The sequence below is a fragment of the Alteromonas portus genome (assembly GCF_005117025.1).
Taxonomy (GTDB): domain Bacteria; phylum Pseudomonadota; class Gammaproteobacteria; order Enterobacterales; family Alteromonadaceae; genus Alteromonas; species Alteromonas portus.
This window is the reverse complement of the sequence record NZ_SWCO01000005.1, coordinates 463039-487708: the sequence shown is the minus strand read 5'-3', so window position 1 is coordinate 487708 and position 24670 is coordinate 463039. Positions and strand designations below refer to the sequence as shown.

General features: G+C 41.6%; 19 protein-coding genes. 3 read left to right on the top strand and 16 right to left on the bottom strand.

What is annotated here, in order from left to right; all coding sequences use genetic code 11:
* Positions 1-11 precede the first annotated feature (11 nt).
* Complete coding sequence (locus E5672_RS10060) at positions 12-3221, top strand: tetratricopeptide repeat-containing hybrid sensor histidine kinase/response regulator (protein WP_136782068.1); 3210 nt, start codon at positions 12-14, stop codon at positions 3219-3221.
* Between the two features lie 62 nt (positions 3222-3283).
* On the opposite strand, the gene E5672_RS10055 is transcribed toward E5672_RS10060, so the two are convergent.
* From E5672_RS10055 to E5672_RS10040, 4 genes are all read right to left on the bottom strand, one after another.
* Positions 3284-3979, bottom strand: a complete 696-nt coding sequence (locus E5672_RS10055; protein WP_136782067.1) for a GGDEF domain-containing protein — start codon at positions 3977-3979, stop codon at positions 3284-3286.
* The gene (locus E5672_RS10050) at positions 3976-4512 is read right to left on the bottom strand and encodes a hypothetical protein (RefSeq protein WP_136782066.1); all 537 of its coding nucleotides are present in this window, start codon (positions 4510-4512) and stop codon (positions 3976-3978) included. The genes E5672_RS10055 and E5672_RS10050 overlap by 4 nt, the downstream gene beginning before the upstream one ends.
* Positions 4513-4658: 146 nt before the next feature.
* Positions 4659-5111, bottom strand: coding sequence for a DUF3010 family protein (locus tag E5672_RS10045; RefSeq protein WP_136782065.1), 453 nt, complete (start codon positions 5109-5111; stop codon positions 4659-4661).
* Positions 5112-5241: 130 nt separating this feature from the next.
* Entirely contained in the window at positions 5242-6432 is a 1191-nt protein-coding gene (locus E5672_RS10040) for a PQQ-dependent sugar dehydrogenase (protein ID WP_136782064.1), read from the bottom strand.
* Positions 6433-6943: 511 nt separating this feature from the next.
* Here E5672_RS10040 and E5672_RS10035 point away from each other — a divergent pair.
* Together E5672_RS10035 and E5672_RS10030 are read left to right on the top strand one after the other, a co-directional pair.
* Positions 6944-8122 carry an alpha/beta hydrolase-fold protein gene (locus tag E5672_RS10035; protein WP_136782063.1) on the top strand — a complete coding sequence of 393 codons (1179 nt, stop codon included), beginning with the start codon at positions 6944-6946 and terminating at the stop codon, positions 8120-8122.
* A 92-nt stretch (positions 8123-8214) separates the two neighbouring features.
* Entirely contained in the window at positions 8215-9723 is a 1509-nt protein-coding gene (locus E5672_RS10030; protein ID WP_136782062.1) for a serine hydrolase domain-containing protein, read from the top strand.
* A 68-nt stretch (positions 9724-9791) separates the two neighbouring features.
* Here the strand turns inward: E5672_RS10030 and E5672_RS10025 are convergent, their stop codons facing one another.
* From E5672_RS10025 to gcvP, 12 genes are all read right to left on the bottom strand, one after another.
* Positions 9792-11318, bottom strand: coding sequence for an aryl-sulfate sulfotransferase (locus E5672_RS10025; RefSeq protein WP_136782061.1), 1527 nt, complete (start codon positions 11316-11318; stop codon positions 9792-9794).
* Positions 11319-11663: 345 nt separating this feature from the next.
* Complete coding sequence (locus tag E5672_RS19995) at positions 11664-11903, bottom strand: HipA N-terminal domain-containing protein (RefSeq protein WP_240692205.1); 240 nt, start codon at positions 11901-11903, stop codon at positions 11664-11666.
* Between the two features lie 130 nt (positions 11904-12033).
* A complete protein-coding gene (locus E5672_RS10015; RefSeq protein ID WP_136782060.1) occupies positions 12034-12357 on the bottom strand; it encodes a helix-turn-helix transcriptional regulator in 324 nt (107 codons plus the stop codon).
* 517 nt (positions 12358-12874) lie between these two features.
* The gene (locus tag E5672_RS10010; RefSeq protein ID WP_136782059.1) at positions 12875-13222 is read right to left on the bottom strand and encodes a hypothetical protein; all 348 of its coding nucleotides are present in this window, start codon (positions 13220-13222) and stop codon (positions 12875-12877) included.
* Positions 13223-13231: 9 nt separating this feature from the next.
* Positions 13232-14152: a viperin family antiviral radical SAM protein gene (locus tag E5672_RS10005; RefSeq protein ID WP_136782058.1), complete on the bottom strand. Its 921-nt coding sequence runs from the start codon at positions 14150-14152 to the stop codon at positions 13232-13234.
* 11 nt (positions 14153-14163) lie between these two features.
* Positions 14164-14382, bottom strand: a complete 219-nt coding sequence (locus E5672_RS20130) for a ParE family toxin-like protein (protein WP_420809572.1) — start codon at positions 14380-14382, stop codon at positions 14164-14166.
* Between the two features lie 191 nt (positions 14383-14573).
* Positions 14574-15149 (bottom strand): hypothetical protein, encoded by a 576-nt coding sequence (locus E5672_RS10000; protein ID WP_136782057.1) that lies wholly within the window; start codon positions 15147-15149, stop codon positions 14574-14576.
* Entirely contained in the window at positions 15146-16066 is a 921-nt protein-coding gene (locus E5672_RS09995) for a hypothetical protein (RefSeq protein ID WP_136782056.1), read from the bottom strand. The genes E5672_RS10000 and E5672_RS09995 overlap by 4 nt, the downstream gene beginning before the upstream one ends.
* Entirely contained in the window at positions 16056-18773 is a 2718-nt protein-coding gene (locus E5672_RS09990) for a CHAT domain-containing protein (protein WP_136782055.1), read from the bottom strand. The genes E5672_RS09995 and E5672_RS09990 overlap by 11 nt, the downstream gene beginning before the upstream one ends.
* A gap of 840 nt (positions 18774-19613) precedes the next feature.
* The gene (gene thyX, locus E5672_RS09985; protein WP_232367992.1) at positions 19614-20339 is read right to left on the bottom strand and encodes an FAD-dependent thymidylate synthase; all 726 of its coding nucleotides are present in this window, start codon (positions 20337-20339) and stop codon (positions 19614-19616) included.
* A 25-nt stretch (positions 20340-20364) separates the two neighbouring features.
* Entirely contained in the window at positions 20365-21282 is a 918-nt protein-coding gene (locus E5672_RS09980) for a dCTP deaminase domain-containing protein (protein ID WP_136782053.1), read from the bottom strand.
* A 423-nt stretch (positions 21283-21705) separates the two neighbouring features.
* Complete coding sequence (gcvP, locus tag E5672_RS09975) at positions 21706-24615, bottom strand: aminomethyl-transferring glycine dehydrogenase (protein WP_136782052.1); 2910 nt, start codon at positions 24613-24615, stop codon at positions 21706-21708.
* Positions 24616-24670 lie beyond the last annotated feature (55 nt).

Here is a 24670-nt window from a genome sequence, read left to right as displayed (position 1 = left end):
GTAAGCGAATTATGAAGCGCTTTGTCTTGTGCATTATTAGTGTCATTGCTTTAATGACACTACCTGCTCGCGCTTTCGCCGCACCGCAAGACAGCACTTCATCGCCCATAGTCCAACTAAATGGGCTTAAGACCCGTATCCAAGAAAACGATCCTTCAGTCCAAGACACATTTGCGGAATTACACGCGTTCTTGGCGGCTCACCCTAACGATTTCGAGCATGCGCGTTTTTTAAACATAAAGTCTTACTTTTATATTTTAAAACAAGACTATGTCCAAGCTTACGAAGCACTGCTTGAAGCAAGAAAATACGCCGAATCGGGAAGCAATTTACTGGGTCTTGCGGAGTCGTACCGTTTAGAAGGCTTAATTCTAGATTTATCTGGCGAACACGCCAACGCGCTTAAAGCTATGCACTATGCGCTAGACTTTTTCAATGAAGCTGAAAGTGACCGCGTTCTGTTGGTATATAGTGCCATGGGCAATGTTTATATGTCGCTAAAAGACTATGAACTCATGCTGACATTTGCTCACCAATACTTGTCTGCTGCACAACGTTTTAACAGTAAAGAAGGTGAAGGCACTGCTTATTTCTTTCAAGGGTATGCGCAAAGAGCACTTGGTAAGTATCAAGACGCAAAAGTTAGTCTGCTTTTGTCCGAAAGCCTGCTTCGAGAAGCTAACTACCCATTCATTGGCATTGTTTACAGTGCCATGTCCGAACTCCATATTGCGCAAGGCAATTTAAGCGAGGCGCTTAAAAAACTTAATCAGGCGGCTGAAGCTGACCGACAGGTTGGATTTCGTTATAACGAAGGTTCGCACCTTCTTCATTTAGTAGATATTTATAAGCAAAAGGGCGAGCTGGAACTTGCCATTGCTGAACTTGAGGCAGGGCTTGATAAAGACATCATAAAAAATGACAAAGCATTGGTCATTGATGTTTTAAATCAGCTTATAACGCTTTGTGAGCAAACCGGCGATTTAGCGGCTGCGCTTGAATACTCTAAACAGTATAGACAAGCATTTAAACAAAGCTTCAACGAACAGCAGTCGAAGCTAATGGCCCTTCACCGCGTACGTCTAGCCATTTCAGAAAAAGAAGAAACAATAAAGCTGCTTGAAAAAGACAACCAGTTAAAAGAGCAGCGCAACCTCATTCAAAAGAAAAAAAATACTCAGCAACTGTACTTTATCGGCTTTGTCATTCTTTCGCTGGGCTTAGTTGTTGGTTTATGGCTTAGAACTCGGCAGCAGAGAAAAACCCTTGATACATTAACGCAAGATTTGCGCAAAGCGACGAAAGCGAAATCAGATTTTCTCGCTCGTATGAGCCATGAAATTCGCACGCCCCTAAATGCTATCATTGGTTTGACCAAGCTTTCACAACGTGCCGCTGAAGACAAAGAACAACAAACAAACTTAATACAAATTGAAGGTGCATCTCAAACGCTGCTGAGTATCATTAATGACATACTCGACTTCTCTAAAATTGAGGCTGGCAAGCTCGATATCGAATCGACGCAATTCAATTTAGATGCGCTCGTTAACCAAACCATCAGGTTGCACCTTGCACGAGCACAAGAAAAGCACATTGAACTTATTCAACATATCTCACGCGATGTACCGCTAAACTTAATTGGCGATCCACTACGCATTCAGCAGGTGCTGAACAACCTGTTAAGCAACGCCCTTAAATTTACCGAAGACGGGCTTATTTCGGTGAGCGTTAGATGCCAACAAACCACTGACGATATTATGCTTGAATTTGAAGTGAAGGATTCTGGCGTTGGGCTGACTACCGCTCATCAAGCTCAGCTGTTTCAACCCTTTAATCAAGGTGATGAATCTATCTCGCGTCGCTACGGTGGTACAGGATTAGGTTTAGCAATCTGTAAGCAGCTTACGTCATTAATGGGGGGTGAAATTTGGGTAGAAAGCCAGTTGGGGAAAGGGTCTATATTCCACTTTACGGTAAAAGTTAAACCCGACGCAACCCAGCAAATCATTTCGCCATCTAATCAGCTTTCTGCGTTGAAAGTGCTTATCGCCGACGATATTGAAGCGTCTAGAAACGCCATTTTAGAGGCCCTTTCTGTGGCTAACATTCAAGCCGACATTGCCACTGGCGGAAAAGATGCGGTTGTTAAAATGCGTACGGCGTTAGCGACATCATCACCTTATGATCTGCTAATTTTAGATTGGAATATGCCAGATATTGACGGCTTGGAAGTGGCCGCAATAATGAATCAAGAGTTTTCAATCAAGCAGCCAAAAGTAATTATGCTTTACGCTTTTGAATCGCCACGCATGCGCGAGCAAGCGAGTCAGTTGGGTATTCGCAACTTTATTAAAAAACCATTTAGTACCAGTGAGCTAGTAGATAAATTACAAGAACTGTGCCTAAACGTAAAAGCAAAAACGTTACCCAAAGACACGCCAGCCGTACCTAACCTAAAAGGCACCCGCATTCTTTTTGCAGAAGACAATGCACTAAACCAAAAAGTAACCCTTGGCCTGTTAAACGACACCCAAGCTACTATTGAAGTTGCTAACAATGGTTTAGAAGCAGTTAGCATATTACGTAAGGACAGCGCATTTGACGTGGTATTGATGGATATTCAAATGCCTGTAATGGATGGATTAACCGCGGCCAAACATATCAGAAAAGAGCTGAAGTTAACTTTGCCTATCATTGCCACAACCGCTCATGCTATGCAACAAGACATCGATAAGAGCCTAGCGGCGGGCATGGATGGTCATATTAATAAACCTGTAGACCCTAACCGCTTTTTTGACGTACTTGTTGAAGTGCTAGATAAAAGGCAGTCTTCGGCTACTTCAGAAGTAACGAATGAAACAACCATAGCAAACTCATCACTTACATTCATCGACAAACCTAAAGCACTTGAAACACTGCTGGGCGACGAAGCACTGTATAAAGAGCTACTTAAAGACTTTATCGCCTTGGAAGATGAACTCAATGCCTTACACAAAGCCATTGAAACCCAAGATTACCCGTCCATCGAACGCATAGCGCATATATTCACTACAGCACTTCGATATATAGGCGCCTTTACCCTTGCTGAATTAGCTAGCACGATAGAGCTAACCATAAAGCGCAACGAGCATAAAACAACCGACATATTCGATAACCAGTTAAAAGCTCTTCACGCAGCTTTGTTGGAATTAAATGATAAAGTTAAGGGGATGCTGAGGTAAATAATCAACCGCTATGGGAATGTTTCTACTCTTACTTTTAACTGTTAGTCATACTCTCGTGCTTACACACAAGGAGATAACGAAACAGCAAACTGATTTTTACCCTGTTTTTTAGCTTCATAAAGAGAGATGTCCGCTTTTTCGTATGCTGACTCATAGTGTGTATAAAAGTCGTTAAGTTGTGCCGCGCCAACGCTTATCGTGACCTGAATGTTTATATCAATATCTAAATGAAAAAGCTTGCTTGCTACGCTTTTAACTAACCTATCGGCCAACTCTTCCACCTCCTCTTCAGAACATATAAATAATACGAACTCTTCTCCTCCCAGCCTTGCTAATACATCTTCACTTCTGACGACATTTGATAGGCGAGTTGAAATTTCTTTAAGAACTTTATCCCCGTGAGAGTGACCATAAGTGTCGTTAATCTGTTTAAAATCATCAATATCAACAATCAGGAGAAAGCCTTTTACGCCCTCTTTTTTCTTCATAGCAGCTTCAAAGCCTCTCCGATTGAGTAGTGCGGTAAGCGGATCATAATTCGCAGACGTCTCCGCCGCTTCTAAGGCAGCTCCTTTTTTTCTACTCAAAAAGCCAGCTATCGTTAAAAGTGAAAAGAAAAACAGTAGATTTATAGCCAGTACAATAGCAAGCATAATGGCATTCGCTGCAACTTCTTGATACTCAAAAACTGCGTCTGATAACGCGTCTACCGCAGAGGAGAAAACCAAAATAGCTGAGATAAATAGTTTTTTCACAGGCTTTCTTTTCCTTTGAGAAAGTAAATTGCTTCAACGATAAAACAAGGAATACTAAAATACAGGACAGACATTAATCCAACAGCTACAACGGGACCTGTGAGTAATACTGGCAGCGATGAGAGTAACACAAGCTTCGCTACTAAAAGGTGTGTCCACCCCATGACAAAAAGCATTACTCCACAATAGCGAAGGGATAATCTCATCATAGAGCGGTGAAAAATTAATAATCCCATGCAGAAAATGCATAACGATATAGCAGCGTAGGCGTTTGCCATAGTGCCTAGATTTGCCACTAAATTACCTAACGTCAAATCACTGAAGTTCCAAAATTCAGGCAACAAAGCTAACTGAAAAAATTCTAAATTTGTGAATAGGTTTATGAACTCAGACAATGGAATCGATAACTTGTCTTCATCAATGTCTAAAAGAAATATGGCTCTTACGACAAAGCAAATTGAAAAAATAGATAGGATCAGTGTTGTGAGATTCAGCTGCTGTGACAGCTTAGAAGAGAAAACGACTTTCAACATTCCTTGTTCTCAAAGTAACGACGTCTAGCCCAAGTCTGCCATATCTAAGCTAAAAATCAATCTCGAAGGGCATAACCAGTAGGGGTGGAGCCCGCACAATAAATGCAGGCACAAGAAAGTTCTCCGTCTGAGCAGCAAACTTATGTTTATCCTTGTTCAGACTCTTGTGACGCATACTCATTTTTCATAAGCCATGCATAAGCGGTGGTGAAGGCGGTTTCTTGGAACTGCTTTAAACCAGTGTCGGAAAAAGGCACTGCAAGTGGGTTTCTACGCAGCGACTCTTTAATATCCGTAGGGCTAAATACAACAACCTCTAACCCATCAATCAATTCGATAGCCGCTTCTAGCTTAAAGCCAATTGCACTTCCCGCAAACTTACCTTTGCTTTGACGCTGACGTATGATCACAGCATCAATTTTGTAGTCTTCTACCAGTTTAGCAAAAGTACTTTGAAAGCTTTTTAGCCCCTTCGCACTGGTATCGGCCAGGGTTAGACGACGAGTACGGCAGTCTGGTAAATGAAACAGACCGTCAGCCAGCGATACTAAACTAACAATTGCCTCGTTACCTTTTAAATCTACACCACAAACTTTCATATTAATTCCTAATAACTTTTGCCCGTTATTATAACGTGATTTGGTGCAGATAATTACCTGCTCGTAGTTTTCTTTATGTATTTAGATGCACTAATTAAACGCGGCAAAAAATACGCCGATTAGGTTAGCCCTACTTGGCTGAAACCAGTTTAATCAGTCGACCGCCTTCCTTGTCTTCAAGCACATAAATGTTGCCCATGCTGTCTTGTTCAACTTCGCGTACTCGCTTGCCCCATTCGTAGCGCTCCGCTTCTTCAACTTTCCATTTACCTTTATCGTCTTTATTAAAGGCAACACGAACCAGCGCTTTTGAAGACAAACCGCCGATGAAACCATTACCTTTCCAGTCGCTAAACTTATCGCCTTTGTAAATGATAAAGCCGGCGGGGCTAATAGCAGGCACCCACGCTAATTCAGGTGACTTAAAAATAGGAATGTCTTCATGATTTGGAATTTTAACACCTGAATAATGGTCGCCTTGCGATACCGTTGGGTAACCATAATTGCGAGCTTTTTCGATAAGGTTAAGTTCATCGCCATGGCGCGGCCCCATTTCATGAGCCCATAAATTACCTTTCTCATCAAAATCGATGCCTAGCGGATTGCGGTGACCTAACGTCCAGATTTGTTCGTTTACACTGCCCTGGCCGTAAAACGGATTATCTTCAGGTGCGCTACCGTCGTCATTTAAGCGCAGCACCTTACCTAAGTTCATTGCCATGTTTTGAGCTGGCGTGAATTTTTGGCGCTCGCCCGAGGTAATAAACAAATAGCCATCAGGTGAAAACGCCATGCGGTGAGAATAATGACCATTCCCGGTCACCTTCGGCGACTGACGCCAAATAAGCTCTCTATCAGACAGCTTCGCTCCACTATCATCAACACTAAGCGTGGCTCGCTCAATTACTGCACCGCTAAACGCATCGTCTTTTTCATCCCGTTCAATATAGGAAATATAAATGGTGTTATTAGACGCAAAGTCAGGATGAATAATAACGTCCCCCAAACCGCCCTGCCCGCGTGCAGTAACGCTTGGCACATTACTTACCGCAAAACGCTTCTGCTGATTTTCATCAAGCAACCACAGAGTGCCAGCCTTTTCCGTTACCAAGCTGTGCCCATCTGGCAAAAACGTCATGGCCCACGGGCTATCGAAGGATGCCAATACATTACCCGTTACAGAAGTGCCCTTACTGCCCTTCATTTCGACTTGTTCAGATGAGTTTGATTGAGCAAGGGTAAAGAAAGAGGTGGCAAAAAGGGTAACCAGTAGTGCGGCTTTCCCACTCTCGCTGGTTTTATGCGTGTTTGTTATTTGCATTGTAGTTCTAGCCTTTTTTAGGGTTTGCGTACTGCTGGGTGCACGTTAAAGCATTAATACCATGTAAACGGGCGGCGCAAAGGGTTTCAGTTAGCATTGATTACGTAGATTTAATTGAACAGGTTTATATTATCGATTTGGTTTCGTTATTCGTATTTTGGAATGGTGTGTACTGCCCTAAACTTTCTTTAATGAAGCCATGCTTTACTTAAGCCTCGCCTATGTTATTTTCAATTTAGTTTTAGCAACGAAGATGAGGAGGTGATCATATGTCTAGAGTTAAGGTATTTGAACAGGCAGCTATGAGTGAGGGTCGTTCTAGCTAACCCCTTTTACGCAATTGCTCTATAAGGCTGCCTTGTCAGCCCAGCTCGGAAAGCCGCATCACGTTGCTGATTGCGGCTTTTTTCTTTTTAACTGGCTATTTTTTGACAAGTAAGAGCGACTATGACAGCGTAGGATAAACAAACTATAGAAAACTCGCGCCTGATAGCGAGAAAGGGAATTTCATATGTATCAGAAGCTTGTCTGTGTTTTTATCGCCGCCTTACTTGCTCTTAGTTTTAGCTTTCACGTAAACGCCAAAGTGCGTGGCGAAGCCGTAGTTACAACAATAAAATCAGAGGTTTTGAATGAGTCGCGAGAACTGCTTATTCACTTACCTAATAACTATTCACGCTACAAAGACACCACTTACCCTGTTTTATATTTGCTAGATGGTCAGCGCAATTTTGCCCATACCGTAGGCACGCTTGACCTGTTAAATCAGTCTGGAATGGCGCAGGAAATGATTGTTATCGGTATTACCAACACCGAGCGCACGCGAGACTTCACACCTTCCTATGATGAAAGCTACAACCAGTGGGGAATATCTGGTGGTGCTGACAACTTTTTAGACTTTCTAGAAAAAGAACTAAAGCCCTACGTAAAGGCAAACTATCGTACCAATAACTACGCGATTATTTCCGGGCATTCATTAAGCGCCCTTTTTACCTTATATGCACTGCAAGAGCGACCTGAACTGTTTCAAGCTTACTTCGCATTCAGCCCAAGTTTGTGGTGGCACGAAGAAGTGATATTTCCAGAGGCAAAAGCGTTCTTTGCATCAAATAGCGACCTTAACAAATACCTTTATATCAACATGGGTAACGAAGATGGAAACATGCTAAGCGCATACGAACGTTACGTTGAACTGCTAAATAGCAGCGAACGAAAAGGGTTTACCTTTGATACCGGGCTAGACACATCTGAAAGCCACAATACGACTGCACTTGCAGGTATGAGCTTGGCGCTTCAAAAGCAGCTAAATTCGTTACGCCCAACAGGTGCGATAATACAAGAAGGTATTCCTGCGGTAGAGCAATACTATAAAGACCTTTCTGCAAAATACGCTTTTGAAGCAAAGCCAGAATATAAAGCCGTAAACCACGCGGGTTATGCGGCACTAAACAAACAAGACTTTGACTCTGCCATTGCAATTTTTAAGAAAAATACAGCTCGCTTCCCTAACAAGTCTGATGCCTACGACAGCCTGGCAGACGGTTATGAAGCTAACGGCGATTTAGCCATGGCACTTGAAATGCGAGAGAAAGCGCTAGCAATGAGCTATGAAGAAAACGTTGAGAACGGCTCTTATAAAACGCGGTTGGCGAATTTGCGAAAGAAGATTGCCGAAGGTACAGGCGACTAGCTATCAAGTGCCTGAACTAGAAAATCGTCAGCATTGGCCGAATAATAGTAGGAACGTACTCTGGTACGTTCACTCGTAATGGAATACACATAATGAAAACAAACAAGATCTTCGCCTCTTTAACACTTTCGCTTTGTTTAGCGTCGTTATTGGGCTGTACAGAGTCTGAAACCCTGCCCGCCTCTGCCTCAGCTGCCGCAGAGTCAAAAGAAGCCAACCTTTTAAAATCTGGGCTTACTGAACGCATTCGAATTGAAGGGCAAGAGGTTGATTACCAATCTTTGGAGCAAAGACAAGCGCATTATGATGTACCTGGTGTGTCTGTCGCGTTTATGAAAAATGGGCAACTAGCTTGGACCATGCAAAGCGGCGTTAAAGATTTAGCCACTGAATTGGCTATTGATGAAAACACGGTGTTCCAAGCAGGCAGTATTTCTAAACCCGCATTTGCGGCAGTATTGATGAAATATCGCCAAGATAACCCGATAGATTTAGATGCAGATGTTAATACCTTACTCACCAGCTGGCAGTTGCCTGAACATGAATGGACTGGGCAAGACGTTGTTTCTTTACGCAGATTATTAAGCCACACGGCAGGCACCACAGTACATGGCTTTCCTGGTTACGCGGCGGGCGAACCAGTACCTACTTTGCAGCAGGTGCTAGAAGGTGCATTTCCCGCCAATACCGATGCTGTTGTTGTTGATATTCAACCTGGCACGCAAATGCGTTATTCCGGTGGCGGCACTACGCTTGCTCAACTTACCTTGCAAGACGTAGCTAATGAGCCCTTGCCAACCATGTCGCAACGGCTTTTGTTTAAACCTATAGGCATGACACGTTCTGGCTTCGAACAACCCATATCGACCAACTTATCAAATAATATGGCTACTCCGTATGACGGCGACGGTGCGCCAATTAAAGGTGGCGCCCATACCTACGCCACATTAGCAGCGGCAGGCATGTGGAGCACGCCATCAGACATGTTGAAGTTGGCAAGCGGCGTGCGAAGTGCGTTTTTAGGGCAGAAAACCGACTGGATATCGCAAGCCACCGCGCAAGAAATGTTAACCAACAATACGCCAACCAATGAAGCACCTAATGTTGGCATCGGCTTTTTCATCAATATGGATGATAACGGTGAAGTTTTAGGCTTTGGCCACGGCGGCGCAGATGCTGGGTTTATGTCGCAGCTATATATTGAGCTAGATTCAGGCAACGGCTACGCCATTATGACGAACGGCAATAATGGTATGCAGTTAATTAGTGAGCTAGAGATACGTTTAAAAGAAGCGTTAGACGTAGGTTACTCGGAAGCTGAAGTTAGGAAGTTAGTACCTATAAGCCAAAAGGAACTGAGTAAATACATTGGAACCTACGTGGTAACTAACCCTGTTAGTGTTGATGTGGTGCTAGAAAAAACAGCCCATGGATTTGTGCTTAATGCCTTACCTTATGTTGAAAATGAAGAGTATTTTCATGAGGGCGGCGGTCGATTTTTTGCTAAGAATGGGAGTAGTGTTCGTTTTGAGAATGACGATGAAAGCGGGTTGGTTAAGATGCTTGTGATGGATGAGAATATTCGCGGTATTAAGAATTAAGCAACCACCAGAATTTACAAAGGTATTTGGTGGTTGCTATTACAGCATTAATTGGAAAAAATGCAGTTTTACTCAAAAAGCTCGCAAGTATAGTCTGAACCATCTTCAATGGTACCGTTGGCTTCCAAGCTATAATAGGAAAGTCCAATGAAGTCAGGTGTATACTTATTAATTCTGAAAACAAAGTTGTTTTGCGGCGAATCACCCTGCGTAAGTGCGCCATTCTGATCTATCGGTGTAATGTATTTCCACACCACCTCACCTTCAGAAGTGACTTCAAAAAATGTGCCTGTGGTACCTTCATCAATGATCGTATTACCATTCGGTAATCGCTGGGCACCTGAAATATTGGTAGCGTAAAAATCGGTTGGGTTATCTGCGGTGTATGTCCACGTAAATTCAGTAGGGCCATAAGTGCCATCGTCATTGATAGTGTAGTCGCCAGCATCACTGACCTCAGTATCTATGACATCAATGGTAGAGTAATCAGTGTTTCCATAAAAATTTGGCTGATTGTTAAACACCATGATTTGACCGGCGTGAGTGTAGCCCTCGTCAATCCAGTAAGCATCGTGTTGTAAATACAGTTTCTGATCGTCTTCATCGCCCATGTCATAGGCTTGTGGGTTACCCCATCGAAACAGAATATCGCCTCCTTTACCTCGAGTTCCACCACTGTGTGAGGCTGCTTCTTCGGTTGTTGTTGAGTGATCGATTATCCAAAATTCACTAAAATTTCGGCTATTAATAACGATTTGATCCAGTTCTTCGTTGTAATCCACCGAATTCATGTGAATAGGATCGGCTTCATATTCAACATCAATTCCTTCGAAATTAATGTTTATAAGTTGCGGGTTTTCTGAGATTACGCCGTAATTATCCAGAGAGTAGTCAGCATCCTGAACCATGTGGTCCCATGAGTCCCATTGCCAAATAATGGCATCATCGGCGCTGTCAGCTGTTGGATCGAGTTCAATAATTTGCTCACTCCATAACGCGTGTCCACCAGTATACCCAGCCGCAGCGGCTTCTTCAGCAGAGTGCTTATTCCACACCATGACTAAAACCGTGCCTGTGCTCTCTATATACTCAACATCATGGTGCATGAACTGGGTGTCTGTATTAACTTCGTAATACCACTCTAGTTCATTCTGTTCATTGATGATTTCTATTCGGCCTGAATCACCACCTGCCTCTAAGAACTCTGAATTCACTGCACTTTCAAAGCGAGCGGTATGCAGCAAGTTACCATTTTCAAGTAAATATGCAGACATGGTGCTGTAATCTGAATCCCAGCTTTGAACCACTTCCCCGCAATTATCAATTAAATAGGTTTGATTAAAACGCAGGCCCCCAAAAAGGGTATAGCCATTTTGCGCATCGGCAGAGTTTAGTAACAGGCCAATAGTATTTGACGTTTCATATTCTGTCACCACCGTATCTGATGTATCAGTATCATCATCGGTTGACGAGTCTGACGTTGTTACTTCTGCTGTGGAAGACGACGAAGAATCGGAATTACACCCCACCAGCGCTAAAGCACTTAGTCCCACTATGGTTAAATATCGTAAAAAAAACGATGTATTTAAAAGCATTCGCTTACCCTTTTTACACAATCAAAAGACTTGAAATAGTACTTGGCAACAGAACAAAGCATGAGTCCACGTTTAACGTTTTCCACTCAAGCACCTTCGTTCACAAGTAGGGAAAGTGTGAGTGAAAAACACTTTTGTGCAATGGCCTTTAAATAAAATTTACCTATGTTAATCCCCTGCTCTAAAAATAAAAAAGCGCCTGTAAATAGGCGCTTCATTCTTAATTAATATAGCGAAAAAATAGCTTTTACCGATTTCAAAGGACTTAAGTGAATAACACATCTGAACTTACTAAATATCGAGCCGCAAGTTTTCCTGTATCTCGTCTATCAGTGTTTGAAGCATTTAAACTTCGTAACTTTGTAGCAGGCGCATACTCAAGAGCCCCATGCCTCGCTTTCCCATATATTGAAGGCGTTGCAGTGGGGTAATATCACTCGGAGAACGACCTTGACCTGCAACCCATGCGTTGAGAACTGCGTTACCAAAATCATCAGGTAAGGAGTCAGCTATTAAACCTGGTAGGCCTTTAAAGGTATTGAAAACCAGTTCGGGAAAGCTGTAAATGCGATTCGATAATGGCATTTTGATCGGGGACAGCTCGATGCTTTTTTTATGAAGCCTGGATCATATTCAAATGACCCAAGCCCCTTTTCAATGTCAAAGCTCACAGCACCAACAACATCGTCTTGGTATGTTATTGTAATGACTTCCATTACCATTCTGATGATTCCTCATCTTTGTTGCTGCGCTGGCCAGAGGCTCTCTGCCTTTTCTTTCCCTGCAGTTTGGCCAGCTGTAAGGGAGAAATTTCTTGTTTCGGGAGAAATAGATCAATCTGCTGAGTAAGGTCTAATGCCATTAATATAGCAATCATGATGTTGAGCTGAACTTTTCCCTTTTCTGCATTTAAAACCGTTTTGCGGGCAACGCCAGCAAGCTCTGCAACTTCTGATTGTGTTAAGTCTCGATTTAGTCGAGCTTGTTTCAATCTGTCGCCGACCTCTTCTGCTAATGCTGTAGCTGTCAAACTCTTCACCATAAAGTCCCGTTTTGGTTACATGAAACGCATTTTAACCATTTAGAGTAACCAATTTGGGACTTTATGGGATATTTTGGAAGTATTATCTATATCAGATGAAAGCGATAATCGGGGGTGAGCATATACATAATGGGGAAAAAGCTGTTACCCCATTCAATTACATCGAAATCGTTAAAGCTAAAATCCGCTGATGGCACAAAGCAGCAGTCAGTTTTAGGGAACCTGATCATCCGCTCCTTGCCTTGAGTTCGATGGAAGAAGGCCCTGAGCAGCCATTCAAATACTAGAACTAAAAGATACAAAAAAGCGAACCAAAAGGTTCGCCTTTCAAATCGCTCAAACTCTAACGGCCACGCTGCTAAACCAGCACCAGTGGTTACATACAATTAAATTTGTGAATAGCGGTTCTTAAAATTCAATCTGTTACAAAACCGGTTTCAACAATTAAAATTGTGAATACCTTACTTACAAATAAGTGCATATTCTAAGTATCACTTTATTGGTCATATTAAAGCTAACTCTTGGTCAAATGCCAACCATTACCATATTTGCATTTATAGACTCGTAAGATTACACCTTGTTCGTCGTAGATAATGTTTGCTCTTTTACGGGCCTCCAGTTTGGTGCGATAGGATTCCTTTTCAACGCCATAGCCCCCAATGCAGCGACTGCATTTTTGACTCGGAGTCTGTCTACTTTTAGGCGATAAGTGCCACAAGTCGCATTTGGCACATTGGTACGGAATTAAGTCATTATCATAATGTTCTTTGCAGTAATCAGCGGCTCCCTGCGCCTCTGCTTCGTCATAATATTGTGTTAATGGCTTACCGGAGACTTTTCCAAAACAAGTTTCACTTTTCACATTGGCCTCCTAAGACTCAGTAACAGTGATGTCAATTGGGCGATATCTTGATAAAAATGTTTTAGGATTAAAGGCTATCTGTGCAAGCGTACTTTCTACACCACACTGATTGATTCTGTCACTGTACTTGTAACCACTAGCACTTGCTGAGTTTTGATAAAAACGACCTAATGGGTCGACCATCAAATATGACTCGGTCATCGTTGAATTCGATTCAGCAAATATTGGGAGTCCTAAGCCACTATGACGTTCAACAAACTGGCTAAACTTTTCATCTGAAATCATTAAGTCGTCATCTCCATAGGGCATCACTTGTAAGACTTTCCATTTATAAGGTGTTAACTCACCAATCAGTGATGAAAAGTCCTCCTTATAATTTAAGCTATTCACAACCGTATTGATCTTGGTTCTTATGCCTGTTTGAGTTTTTACTAAAGCCTTTAATGCCATTTTTAAATCCTCAGCACTAAGCGAATTACCTTTACGGTCAACTCGGCCGATTTTTTTTCGTGTGAGCAAATCCTGGCTGTCAAAGCTGATACCAACCATGTCCAGCACATTTTTTGGAAAATCTAAGCGGCTATTTACTAGATAATGCCCATTGGTAATAACTGAAGTTTTAAAGCCTTTTTGTTTCGCCAGCATCAGTACGATAAAAAACGTACTGCCAAGCATCATTGGCTCTCCGCCAGCTAAATTAAGGCGCACAGTGTCGTAACCAATTTCATTTTTTAACGCAGAATCGCCGTTAATAAAATATGAAGCCAAGTTATTAAGCAGTTTTTCAATTTCCTCAAGAGAACGATGCAACTCTTTAGGACGGCCCCACTTTGCAAAACAGTATTTGCAGTCATAATTGCACACTTCAGTGATGTGCCAGTTAATGACGAGTTCATTGATCTTTTTATTGTCTTCGTTAATAGATTTCATGACTCAGCCCCTTAACATTCAACGGTTAATGAACTGAACTTCTTATTGAAGTTTCGCTCATAATTTTGACGGTTAAACAGCTGTAAAACGAAACTCTTTGAAGTCCGTATTAAGATAAGACGATGATTTCGCCCTATACGAAAACGAACAAGAGATTTGTTACATTTGACCTTTCGCCCCCCTAAAAGTGGATAAGATTTACCTGATGCAATCTCATTAATCAGGCTCATTGTTTGAACCTGTTGATTAGAGGATAAACTTTGCCACACTCTTGCGTTTATGCGACACACTAGCGACGCAACCGCATTCGGTTGAGCAGACTGATTAGTGAAGGGGTGAATACATTGTTTTGTTGACATATTGAAGCACCTTTTTTATATGGGTGCTTCTATACGCGGGTGGATTGATTTTTTTTCGCTTTTTATTTTGACGGCAGCAGTACAACACTCCCAACCGACTCTGCATTGTTTATCATCGACTCTAAATCAACGCTTAAATGCTCACCTTCAAAAAAAGTAAGTAATACGGCGCCTTCTTCAAGCTTGAAATCCCATGAGTCATCTATCCCAATTACTCCATCACCACTAGAAAAGGAGTAATAAACATTAATATTTCTGCCCCCATTGAATTGAATAAGCATATTCCTCTCTAGCGATACTATTTGGTGCTCTCCCCATATAACCTCTATTGAAAAGGTTTGATTTTCATCAGATGTACCATTTAATGCAGCATTAAATGGTTGGAAGTTAGTGCTAAAAAGAGTAATTGATGAGGCATTGAAACTTTTTTTTGTGTATTTTTTTAATTTTTTATATTGATGAACTATTGCAGGCCATCTTGCCGCGAATCGACTGAACCCATTCAAACTTTCTCGACGCTTAACAGCTTCAGCCCAAACGCTTTCAGCCGCTGGATGTTTCAACAACTCAACCCAGTTTTCATCTGCGCTATCTGCACCTTGGACCATTTCATCGAGCGATAACTTACCCAATTTCATGATATCTGCTCCAATATTGTTGATGGCTTATTTTTTAGTTGTTTCAGCTTGAGAGCGCAATCTAAATAGAATGGCTGATTCTTATTTATTTCATACACATCAAGCACCACTTTCTTAGCAATGCCTTCAAACAGAGCACGAGTGATAACATCATTAGCAGGTGTCTCTGCATAGATCGCATGAAATCGATTAATTATTTGCTTAATTGTTAGCCTAACTTGGTGTTTAGCATGATGAGTTTCTGATTGTGCTGCCACATATTGAGGACGATTTAAGCCTTTAACAAAATATTTCTTTTCATAGAGCTCAACATTATCTATGTGTTCCACAATATTAAGGAAAAAATACAAGTACCTAAAAGAAGCGTCCGCCTTGTAGCGTGATTTTTGAGGATCTGACACATCATTTTCTATCTCGAAATCTCGCGGAAACTCGCCCGTCCCGGACAATTCTTTTAAAAGTTTTTTATTAGCATCTAACCAATAACCAATCAAGTCAGGTGCTACATAATTATTTAGTTTTCGTAGGTTTCTTGCTAATTTTTGTACTTGTGAATCCATGCCTGCCTCAATATGCATGGATTGTTCATAATTGGGCTCAACTAAGCTTTGCTTAGAGGAGCCACTAACCTTTCCCGCCGTTTTGTATTTAATCCAAAATGACAACTGGGTAAACAGTGTAATATCTTTCGGAATAGCTGTAGGCAACTTTTCAACACTAAAATGGCTAAGCAAAAATAAGTCTATAATATTAACTACAGCATTATTTTGATTACCAAAAGTAATAGAAATATTTACTTCATCAAAATCTTCTAGTGCTTGCTCAATAATCAGCTCTATAGCCTGTCGATTTATATCAACATACTCTCGCCGTCCAACTTCAGACCAATCGGTAATGGGTAAAGTGTCATCTCTCATTTTTTATAAAGCCTGACTGTAAGTTCATATTCAAAACCAAATCACTTATTTCCTGCTTTTCAGCCGATGACAGCTCTACTCTGGAAATCAAAACATTTTGTTGCTCACTTAAACCACAAAAACGCATACCAGACCATGCCGAGGGATGTTTAAATGCCTCCTCCAAAACGCTCGTATCAAGATTAGCTCTATGAGCACTGCCTGCAAAAACTGGCCCCATAAGCGCTTCCATTGCTTGTTTGTTTGCGTAATGGCAACCATGCGTTCTTAGGTACTCTTCTCGACCAAACATTGTGATTTTTAGCAACTCTTCATCTGCGCCACTCTCAACCCACCAACGCTGAGCATTAAGTAATGCTTCAGACGCTCCTAAACCATTTGTAACAAGTTTATCGTATTTTGCTTTTATGTGTGCAGTGACTAACTCAGGGACCGCCCACAGCGAACCGATAGCAGTTTTAGCACCATACTCTAGCATCCTCATATCCATACCGAAGGCTTCATTGACTTGGCTGGGTAAAATATGCAACGGGATGTTTGAACCGCTTTGGCACGCCCACAACTCTACCCGCTCTGCTCCCCGTACATTATGAAGCATATCAACATCTCTAATAACATAGCCTTTGAATAATAACGAAGGTCGTTCAGGGTGTTTATGTTCACAGTGGCCATAAAAGCTAAAAACACTCGACTGATTCAATTGATTAATAACCTCATCCATAGACTGAGTAATATTAGTTTCACTATGAGCTCCAACTGCGAGTTTCTCAAATAAAGTCTCTCCGCCACATATACTAGTATGCAAGCTTTTTTCATCTGAATATTTTACCTGTTCATTTAAATACATCAGTGAAGGTAGCCAGTTGATCTCGCCAGCTAATTGATAGAGTTTTTCGCCTGTTTTACCTGTTGCTATCCAAGGTATATGCGAGGCAAAAAATGAAGGAAATAGCGAAATTTTATCCAAGTGTTTCGGAAGTATCGTTTTCCAATCGATAAATTCTAAATCCCAATTTGTACTAGCCTTTTTGTTATTAGCAACAAAAGCTGCAACATTATTGATAAGATTTTTAGGAAGATTGAAAGAATAACTTTTAGCAATTATTTCGTTATTTTGCAGATAAGCAACAATAATCAAAACATCATCATAGTGATCTTCAATATCTATCTTAACAAGCACTTGCTCGGGGTGAGCATGAATGGCATCGGTTAAGTCGTCAAAAGTAATTTGTTGAGTTCGCAATCTAGCCTGAAGGTAATCAGGGTCTAACCTATCTATATATTCACCTAATATTTTAAAATCGTCTAAACATAGCTTTGCTCGTACTTTTAAAAAATTAATAGGGTCATTAGCTCGACTCGCTTTTTCGACGATACTTGCATATTGTTTCTCATCGAAGACACATTCATCAATACTAGAAAGTTTTGGTGAAACTTGTGCTTTAAGCAAATTGGCACTTTTAAAAAGGAATTGGTGTAATTTATCTTTGGCCTCAAAACCAGATATAAATGCAAGTTCATTCAAACCATAGTAGGCACTACCCAGCTTTCTATGTGTATTCAATAACACTTGAGCGACAGGATCTTTAGCTTGCAACCAGCACAAACTAGCACTTTCGCAAAATCGCATTCCACTGGCATTTTCAAGTGTTATATATGCTCGTAAATAGTCTTCTTTTTGTATTAATATTCGAGCTAAACCAGAACTTGCCTGCTGAATTAGTACACTCAATCTATCAGATTCTTGGTCTGTTTCGGTAGACTGCCTACTTAGCATCAATGAATGTATTTTATTCGCTAGTTTATCGATATTACCATTGGTAGAGTTTCTATTAGCTTCATGTACTATTTGCTGAATTTCAAAAATGGGATTTGATATATCTTTGAATGGATTAATTCTCATGATATCAAAGATATCTAGGTCGAACGTCAATGATAGTTCTAACACCGCGTCACAGAGATTTTTATGCACATTGCTTTTGGAAAAATAACTCAATCGAGCAAAAGTAATAGGCAATATTTGCTCTGGCTTTAAGGACATGAAACCACCTGAAACAAGATAAGGGCTGTAAGATTTGGCCCACTCGACGGCATCCTTAAAGCAATAAAAAGCTTTAGCTTGAGCCTCACAAGCTTCAGTTATATCTTCTAAGTCGAACAACGTTGAAGCTAAATTGAAATAAACAATAGAAAGTTGGTTGAGCCGAATAAAAATAGGTATATCACGATCTAACACCTTTAAAGCAGCCTCATGCAGCTGACGGGATTTCATTAGACTTTCCGGCTTACTTAAGTGCCACAGATGTTCATTAGCACCTCTTCTGTATGTTGCCCCTAACTGTGACAAACTAGAAGCGTACTTATCTGGAAATTTTTGTCGCTGCTTACTTTCAAGTGCACGTGAAAAGTATGAAACTGCTTTATTTAAGTTTGCATGAGGCGCACCAGGCAGATGTGCAAAGTGAGTAAAATAAAACACTCCTAGCTCATGACATGCAGATGCTTTGGTGTATTCATTTTTAGTCGTTAACGCTAGAGCTTTTTCGAAGTATCGTAATGCTTTTTTCAATGAGTCTTTATCATCGTTAACGGTAAGCCGTCTGCCCTCAGAATTATATTTTTGGTAACTAGCTTTTACTTTATGACTAGCGATGTCATTTTGTAGTCCAGTGTAATAGAAAAAATCCATTTTATCTTTCATATCCATTTTTGGTGCAAGGTGATGTTCGCTTCGCCATTACGACAAATTATAGCTTACGCAAATTCAAAGCTATAGGGTGTTTTTTCGCAAGGATATTACTGCAGCTCTCTTGCGTTGATGAGCACCTGCAAAGTACTTCTTGCAGTAGCTCTAATGCACAATGAACCACTGTTTGCTGTAAAAAATCAGAACTCCAAACAACTACTATCCACTACGTCTATTTGTGGTACACCAATATCAATATCGTCCCCCCCATCAGGGACTACGCCTGTCTTCATCGCATATGATCCTAAGTCAATCTTAGTGAACGTCAATGCTATTTCAGTTCCCGGGATTTTCTGTCTTAAAGAGCAAGAGACAACTCGTTAATGAGCAAGTCGCGTTTGTCCCTTAATGTTTTGTTTTCATCACATATCCCAAGCTTTATCGTGTTGTGAAATGTAGTAAATTCTTTTTGTAAATTTGACATGATTATTCTCTTTCAGTGATGGCAAGAATACATCAACATTTACTACAACAGATGTCAGAAATGCCAATAAATGTACATTTTTCGCGCTTTACACACCCTGATTGTTCTATGGAGATTTATACAGTACATTTCAATAGCTTTAAGCTAAAAATTTTGTAGAGACATATATTTACGAATAAAAAATATGTCATCAATAATAGATAAATAATGTAACGGAGTTATTTGGAAGTTGATACAAGCTAGGATACTTGCGACCAAGCTGTAATGTTCGATAGAAACTGAAGCCACCACTTGAGTACGAATAATAAGTAGTTTATTACTCGCACCACCACACCTTTATTATTTGGACTCGAAGATGAAAATTTGTACTCTCTATTTCATTTCTTTTCCAGTTTAAAACTACCATCGGACATTTCTATTTTCTGAAAGTCGTAAAACAGAGATGGAGCATCGCAATACACCAAATCAAATATTGCACAAGCTACTTTTCTCATCTCCCAATCACCTTCAATGCATCCTCTAACATCAAAAAAATGTCTTAAAGCACGAGCATTAACTGTTATCACTATTTTACTTTCCGTAGCATTGGGCAGTGTTGACCTGGCAGCAGTTCTCAGCTCCCTCAATGACTCTTTGTCTGATAACTTGTTATTTTTTATTGTTTTAATGATTTTTCTATATGTGGTAAGGCTTTTATAGATATCGTCAGCCCATTGTATAAAAAGTTCTCTATCTTTTTCTATAGAGGGTGGCACTACAAATAAGGCTTCTGACTCATCATGGTATTGCTGAGAAAGTTGGCTATATGCAAACCCAACTCGATGACGAACGAGTTGATGAGTAAACCCCCTAGAAACTCCTGATAACAAAATAGTCCAATTAACATGTTCTAAAACACTTTCATGACCTTGAGAAATCAGATTAGCTATATAGGCGCTATTATCTCTGGGAGATTGCCTATTTTTCCCGAACGACAGGTAGCACATTCTTCCTGAGACCTCTACAATCTCTTCAGCTGGAGTTCCACCAGTCCTAACCCAACATAGACCATGGTTTTGCAGAAAATTGATTAATGCCTTGTCATCGAAGCTTGGTCGACTCATTACCGCTGCATTAAACTTCGCACATTTAATTTTCAACTTTCTCGACTCCGTGTCCTTTGATATTTACTGGGGCTTCTTTGTTATTCAACATTATGAACAGTCTATCAACATCGTATAGAAGGTTTTGAATTTGAGAATCTTTTTCACTAAGCTTGGAACGCAGGTCGTCCAGCTGTTGTGTTTTTTCTTCTAAATCTTTTTGTAATGTTACTAATTCTTTTTGCTGTTCATTGCTGACCCTTACTAGTGGCTCAACATGTTCCAGTTGAAAAGCATCAATAATTTTATTCGTAAATATTTGCTCACTTAATATAGGTATCAATGTAAAAGATAATGCTACAACACTTACAGCTAGGCTCGCCCAAATTATCGCTTGTTTTCTGATGACTGAATTGAGCAATTTTGGCATTCTAGTATCTAGACTCGCAAAATCTTTGCTTAAAGTTAACACTTGTTCTTTGCTAACTCCTCGGCCAGTTATATTTCCCTCACCTGTAGTTCCATTAATATGAAATAACAAAAGAGTAGCGACCTTATCCTCTCTCTTAAGTCTCACTGAAGATTTACCCATATTGACCAAATAAACGCTTATATATCCCTTAAAAAGAGGATCAATATGACCGGGGTTAGTCATAATAATTCCAGATTTAGACATAGAATTAGGGGGAAAAATAATCCCTCCTATTGTTGAGGGTAGAGCAAACTTTTCAGCTACCTGAATTACTACCGTTTGCCCAGGTTCTAAATCGATCAAATCCAAACCCGCACTGCAAATATCAACTTTTGATTTGGATATATTTTTGTCTGCTACGTAAATAGATTTAATTGTTAGATCTACAGATGAAGCCTGAGTTCGATTTTTGATATCTTCGGATGAACAGTCGTCAAGGCTCAAAATATTATTATCATCTACTAGCTTTATAATTTCACTGCGTCCTAACACATTTTCTCCAAATTCATTAAAGCCTTAACCATCTACGCATTATGCAGCTATTTGAGTGATACTCAATAATCGACACAAGCTTCTATTAGTAGAACCAGTCAGCCAAATGGGAACTATCATTGCAGGCTGTCCCATCATTCTTCATAGACAAACTTTTATGATTACCTATTTGATGCCCAAATGCTACCAGACTGAGTTGTTAAAGCATGTGTAACAAATGATGTCGTCTGACTCATATCTGTCAAAAAAGGCGAACCATCTCTGATTCGCCTTTTCCTATCTACGTATTCACGATTTTAATTGCAGTTAGTCAATTGATACACTTAGAAATTATGCCGAGCAGTAAAAATAAGGGATACTCAGCTCAGTTAACCATCTTCATTAAATCGTTAACCAACTTCATTCCATGCCCTCAAAACCACCCTACTCCTCAACATAGCTCTCTATGCTAGGGCAAGAACAGATCAGGTTACGGTCGCCATACACGTCATCAATACGGTTAACCGTTGGCCAGAACTTATTTCTGTGTACTTCTGGTGCTGGGTACGCCGCTAGCATGCGGTCGTAGCTGCGGTTCCAATCGCTGTCACAGATATCTGCTAGTGTGTGCGGTGCATTGTGTAGCGGGTTGTCAGTGGCATCCCACTCGCCGCTTTCTACTTTGGCAATTTCTTGGCGAATGCTAACCATGGCGTTAATGAAACGGTCTAGTTCGTACTTCGCTTCCGACTCGGTTGGCTCAATCATAAGCGTACCCGCTACTGGGAAGCTCATGGTTGGCGCGTGGAAGCCGTAGTCGTTTAGGCGCTTCGCGATATCTAGCTCGGTAACACCGCTTGCTTCTTTAAGCGGGCGAAGATCAATAATACATTCGTGCGCTACGCGGCCATTGTTGCCTTTATAAAGCACTGGGAAGTGCCCTTCTAGCTTCTTAGCCACATAGTTAGCGTTAAGAATAGCTACTTCGGTTGCACGTCGAAGGCCAGCGCTACCCATCATTTTGATGTACATGTAGCTGATAGGCAGAATTGATGCACTGCCCCATGGTGCTGCCGATACCGCACCACAGTCTTTACCTGCCGTTTCTACGTTAACAACCGTGTGGTTTGGTAGGAATGGCGCAAGGTGCGATTTAACACCAATAGGTCCCATACCAGGGCCGCCACCACCGTGTGGAATACAGAAGGTTTTGTGTAGATTAAGGTGCGACACGTCTGAACCAATGAAGCCAGGTGACGTAATGCCTACCTGCGCGTTCATGTTCGCGCCGTCCATGTAAACCTGACCGCCGTATTGATGAACAATGTCACAAATCTCGCGCACGGTTTCTTCATATACACCGTGGGTAGACGGATACGTGATCATGGCGCACGATAGGTTATCGCCCACTTCTTCCGCTTTCTTGCGAAGATCGTTAAGATCTACGTTACCTTTGCTATCACACGCTACTACTACCACTTTAAGGCTAACCATTTGCGCAGATGCAGGGTTAGTACCGTGGGCAGAGCTTGGAATTAAGCACACGTTTCTGTGACCTTCGCCACGGCTTTCGTGGTAACGCTGAATAGCCAATAGGCCCGCGTATTCACCTTGCGCACCCGAGTTAGGCTGCATTGAAAGCGCGTCGTAACCTGTTACGTTAATTAGCCACTCGCTAAGCTCGGCAATCATTTCTTGATAGCCTGCAGCTTGGTCTAGTGGTGCAAACGGGTGAAGCTGACCGAATTCAGCCCATGTTACAGGGATCATTTCAGCCGTTGCGTTTAGCTTCATGGTGCACGAGCCCAATGAAATCATTGAGTGGTTAAGCGCCAAGTCTTTATTTTCAAGGCTCTTGATGTAACGAAGCATCTCTGTTTCAGAGTGATACTTGTTAAACACTTCGTGGGTTAGGAAGTCGCTAGTACGTACTAAACCTTCTGGAATAGATTTTACGTCTTGCGTGGATACTTCTGCATCTAGACCTTCCACTGTTAAGCCGTGCTCTTCACCAAGAAGTACGTCGAATAGCGCAACAATGTCTTCACGTGTGGTAGTTTCGTCTAGCGACACACCTACCGCACCTTCAAGGTCTGCGCGCAGGTTCATGCCTTTTGCATAGGCTTTCTCTAATACGTCTTCTTTGTTGCTTACCATTACGGTTAGCGTGTCGAAGTACGTGCTATGTTTAAGAGCTACACCTTTTTCCGCACCTTTCTGGTTTAAACCAGTAGCAAGAATGTCGGCGAAGCGGTGAATACGCTCAGCTATAGTTTTAAGGCCTTGTGGGCCGTGGTATACCGCGTAGAAGCTTGCCATGTTGGCTAACAGCACCTGCGCTGTACAGATGTTCGAGTTCGCTTTTTCACGGCGAATGTGTTGTTCACGGGTTTGTAGCGCCATGCGAAGTGCTGGGCGTCCACGGGTGTCTTTACTTACACCGATAATACGGCCAGGTAGTGAACGCTTGTAGCTGTCGCGTGTAGCAAAGAATGCCGCATGCGGGCCACCGTAGCCCATAGGTACACCAAAGCGCTGTGCACTACCAAGTGCCACGTCTGCACCTAGCTCGCCAGGCGACTTAAGCATTACTAAGCTCATTAGGTCAGCGGCTACTGCCACAATACCTTTTTTCGCTTGTACTGCAGCAATGATGTCGCTGATGTCTTTTACTTCACCGGTAGAGGTTGGATATTGAAGTAGCGCACCGAATACGTCGTGTTCTGCTGCTTCTTCTGCCGCACCTTTGATGATTTCAAAACCGAACATTTCAGCGCGAGTTTCAACCACGTCAACGGTTTGCGGGTGAACGTCGTTAGCAATAAAGAACGCATTCGCTTTTTTGTTCTTAGACACACGCTTGGCAAGGCCCATGGCTTCTGCTGCCGCTGTACCTTCATCTAGTAACGATGCTGACGCTAGCTCTAAGCCAGTTAGGTCAATGGTTACTTGTTGGAAGTTAAGAATAGCTTCCAAACGACCTTGGGCAATTTCTGGCTGGTAAGGCGTGTACGCTGTGTACCAACCTGGGTTTTCCAGTACGTTGCGAAGAATAACGTTTGGTACGTGCGTATCGTAGTAACCCATACCAATGAAAGAACGGTTAATTTTGTTCTTTTGTGCAACGGCTTTAAGTTCACCTAATGCTTCAACTTCTGTCGCCCCTTCACCACATTTTAGTGGCTCTGGTAGCGCAATACCTGCCGGTACAGTTTGCTCAATTAAATCGTCTAGTGAGCTTGCACCAATGGCAGACAGCATTTCTTCAATTTCGCCTTTACCCGGGCCAATGTGACGGCGGATAAATGTATCTTTTTGCTCTAGTTGAGCTAATGTAGGGGAAGTATTCGACATAACGTTGTTAAGCACTCGTAATGGTTGCCGCAAGGGCGCGTTAAATCTTTAAGTT

What these genes read in the sequence shown, in the direction of transcription:
- E5672_RS10060 (WP_136782068.1), top strand. Translation starts at nt 12, where the DNA reads ATGAAGCGCTTTGTCTTGTGCATTATTAGTGTCATTGCTTTAATGACA.
- E5672_RS10050 (WP_136782066.1), bottom strand. Translation starts at nt 4,512, where the DNA reads ATGTTGAAAGTCGTTTTCTCTTCTAAGCTGTCACAGCAGCTGAATCTC.
- E5672_RS10045 (WP_136782065.1), bottom strand. Translation starts at nt 5,111, where the DNA reads ATGAAAGTTTGTGGTGTAGATTTAAAAGGTAACGAGGCAATTGTTAGT.
- E5672_RS10040 (WP_136782064.1), bottom strand. Translation starts at nt 6,432, where the DNA reads ATGCAAATAACAAACACGCATAAAACCAGCGAGAGTGGGAAAGCCGCA.
- E5672_RS10035 (WP_136782063.1), top strand. Translation starts at nt 6,944, where the DNA reads ATGTATCAGAAGCTTGTCTGTGTTTTTATCGCCGCCTTACTTGCTCTT.
- E5672_RS10030 (WP_136782062.1), top strand. Translation starts at nt 8,215, where the DNA reads ATGAAAACAAACAAGATCTTCGCCTCTTTAACACTTTCGCTTTGTTTA.
- E5672_RS10025 (WP_136782061.1), bottom strand. Translation starts at nt 11,318, where the DNA reads ATGCTTTTAAATACATCGTTTTTTTTACGATATTTAACCATAGTGGGA.
- E5672_RS19995 (WP_240692205.1), bottom strand. Translation starts at nt 11,903, where the DNA reads ATGCCATTATCGAATCGCATTTACAGCTTTCCCGAACTGGTTTTCAAT.
- E5672_RS10005 (WP_136782058.1), bottom strand. Translation starts at nt 14,152, where the DNA reads ATGAAATCTATTAACGAAGACAATAAAAAGATCAATGAACTCGTCATT.
- E5672_RS20130 (WP_420809572.1), bottom strand. Translation starts at nt 14,382, where the DNA reads ATGAGCCTGATTAATGAGATTGCATCAGGTAAATCTTATCCACTTTTA.
- E5672_RS10000 (WP_136782057.1), bottom strand. Translation starts at nt 15,149, where the DNA reads ATGAAATTGGGTAAGTTATCGCTCGATGAAATGGTCCAAGGTGCAGAT.
- E5672_RS09995 (WP_136782056.1), bottom strand. Translation starts at nt 16,066, where the DNA reads ATGAGAGATGACACTTTACCCATTACCGATTGGTCTGAAGTTGGACGG.
- E5672_RS09990 (WP_136782055.1), bottom strand. Translation starts at nt 18,773, where the DNA reads ATGGATATGAAAGATAAAATGGATTTTTTCTATTACACTGGACTACAA.
- thyX (WP_232367992.1), bottom strand. Translation starts at nt 20,339, where the DNA reads ATGAGTCGACCAAGCTTCGATGACAAGGCATTAATCAATTTTCTGCAA.
- gcvP (WP_136782052.1), bottom strand. Translation starts at nt 24,615, where the DNA reads ATGTCGAATACTTCCCCTACATTAGCTCAACTAGAGCAAAAAGATACA.